This window comes from Mesorhizobium sp. M2C.T.Ca.TU.002.02.1.1 (genome assembly GCF_003997225.1).
This window is the reverse complement of sequence record NZ_RZTO01000823.1, coordinates 1-2664: the sequence shown is the minus strand read 5'-3', so window position 1 is coordinate 2664 and position 2664 is coordinate 1. Positions and strand designations below refer to the sequence as shown.

Genomic DNA, 2664 nt, shown 5'->3' with positions numbered 1-2664 from the left:
GAGCACCCCTCATCCGTCGCCTTCGGCGACACCTTCTCCCGCAAGGGGAGAAGGAGGAGCCAGTGCTTGCCAAACGCCATCACCCTGCTATTCTCTCAGCGAAAATAATTTTACCCTTAGGCAAACTTGTTTCTCGCTCGGAGGAGGGTTTGAGATGAGCCAGTCGCCCTACCCCGCCGTCCTGTCCGGGCCGCCGCGTCCGAGCCTGATCCTGAGGCCCGGCGAGATCAGCCTGCCACCGGGCGTGGAACGCTATACCGTGCAGGGCAATGGCGCGGTGCTCATCGATGTCGAGGCCGGCGATAGCGTCAGCGTCACCAATGTCGAGGGCGGGCAACCTTGCGAGCTGCTGGCCTGGGACAAATCAGGCGCGACCGATCCCGGCATTTTCGGTGAGCGGTCGAACAGCAATGCCGCCGGCATCAAGGCGCTGCTCGCCGAAGGCGACGACAGCCTCGCGGCGCTGCGTCTCAGCCTCGAGCGCCGCAAGGTAGAGCTCGACCAGCCGAAGGCCGTGCGCGTGTTCGGCGGCGCCACGCCGGCCGGCACCGAGCAGAGCTTTTCCGTGCAGCGCGACGGCGCGCTGCTGATCGCGGCGCCGGGCGGGCCGATGCTGGTGGACGGTCACAACACGGCGACGCCGCTCACCGTGATCGTGCGACGAGCGATGATCCGGCTGAAGACAAGAGGGCAGCTTGCCGATCCGCTCGCCGATCCGGTGATCGATCTTCGGGTGAAATCCGCGACCGCCGAATCCTATTTCGTCAAGGCCGGCGACTATCTGCAGATCATCGACGTCGATGGCCGGCAATGCACCGACTTCCAGTGCTTTTCGGCGCGCAAGCTGGACAAGGGACGCGACCTGCCGCTCGACGTGACGACGACCCGCACGCTGATGGGCTCGGCCTATCCGATGCCCGGCCTGCATTCGAAATATTACGACCAGGACATGGAGCCGCTGGTCGAGGTTGTGCAGGACACGTGCGGCCGGCACGACGCCTTCGCGCTCGCCTGCGCCGCCAAATATTACGACGACATAGGTTATCCCGGTCACACCAACTGCTCGGAGAATTTCAACAAGGCGCTTTCCGACAAGGGCGTGACGTCCCGCGCCGGCTGGATGGCGATCAACTTCTTCTTCAACACGGCGATCGACGCGCACGGCGTGATGGTATCGGACGAGCCCTGGTCGCGGCCGGGCGACTATGTGCTCCTGCGCGCGCTGACCGACATCGTCTGCGTGTCCTCCGCCTGCCCGGACGACACCACGCCCGCCAATGGCTGGGACCTCACCGATATCCACGTGCGGACCTATTCCGGCCAGCACAAATTCTCGCGAGCGATCGCCAGACGCATGAAGCCCGACTCGGAACCGAAGATGACCCGCGAGACAGCCTTTCATTCGAGCTTTGCCAAGCACACGCGCGACTTCGTCGAATACAGGGGCTATTGGCTCGCCAATTCCTTCGCCAAGGAAGGGCCGATCGCCGAATACTGGGCCTGCCGGCAGGACGCGGTGATCATGGACCTGTCGCCGCTGCGAAAGTTCGAGGTCACCGGGCCGGATGCCGAAGCGCTGCTGCAATACACGCTGACCCGCGACGTCAAGAAGCTTGGCGTCGGCCAGGTCGTCTATACGGCGATGTGCTACGAGCATGGCGGCATGATCGACGACGGCACGCTGCTCAGGCTCGGCAAGGACAATTTCCGCTGGGTCGGCGGCGACGATCTTTCCGGCGAATGGCTGCGCGAGACGGCCAAGAAGCTCGGTCTCAACGTGCTGGTGCGCTCCTCCACCGACCAGATGCACAACATCGCCGTGCAGGGGCCGAAGAGCCGTGACATCTTGAAGGAGGTCGTGTGGACCTCGCCGGCACAGCCTTCGATCGGCGAGCTCGAATGGTTCCGCTTCGCCGTCGCGCGCATCGGCGGCGGCAACGGCGTCCCGGTCGTGGTCTCGCGCACCGGCTATACGGGCGAGCTCGGCTACGAGATCTGGTGCCACCCGCGCGACGCCGAAAAAGTGTTCGACGCCGTCTGGGAAGCCGGCCAGCCGCATGGGCTGAAGCCGATGGGCCTGCAGGCGCTCGACATGGTGCGCATCGAGGCCGGGCTGATCTTCGCCGGTTACGAGTTCTCCGACCAGACCGATCCGTTCGAAGCCGGCATCGGCTTCACCGTGCCGCTCAAGACCAAGGCCGACGACTTCATCGGCCGCGACGCGCTGATCCGGCGCAAGGAGCATCCGCAGCACAAGCTTGCCGGCCTCGACATCGACGCCAACATCCCGGTCGGCCATGGCGACTGCGTGCATGTCGGCCGCGCCCAGATCGGCGTCGTCACCTCCGGCATGCGCTCGCCGGTGCTCGGCAAGACCATCGCCCTGGCAAGGCTCGACGTCACCCATGCCGAGATCGGCACGGAGGTCGAGATCGGCAAGCTCGACGGCCACGCCAAGCGGCTGCCCGCGCGCGTCGTGGCCTTCGCTCATTACGATCCGCAGAAGACAAAACCGCGCTCCTGATAGCGGCAACCCTTCCCTTCTCCCCTTGTGGGAGAAGGGGAAGAGAGCATGTTTCGCAAGCGTGATGTGCATGACATCCACAAAACGCTTGACGCGAAAGCGCGTCGGATCAATCTTCACTCTTAAGAAAAAAATACGAC

1 protein-coding gene is annotated in these 2664 nt (G+C 64.3%); it reads left to right on the top strand.

Features of this window, described 5'->3' with window-relative positions:
- The first annotated feature begins 154 nt into the window (after nucleotides 1–154).
- Nucleotides 155–2524, top strand: a complete 2370-nt coding sequence (locus tag EOD07_RS29920) for an aminomethyltransferase family protein (protein WP_127237890.1) — start codon at nucleotides 155–157, stop codon at nucleotides 2522–2524.
- The last annotated feature ends 140 nt before the right edge of the window (nucleotides 2525–2664 follow it).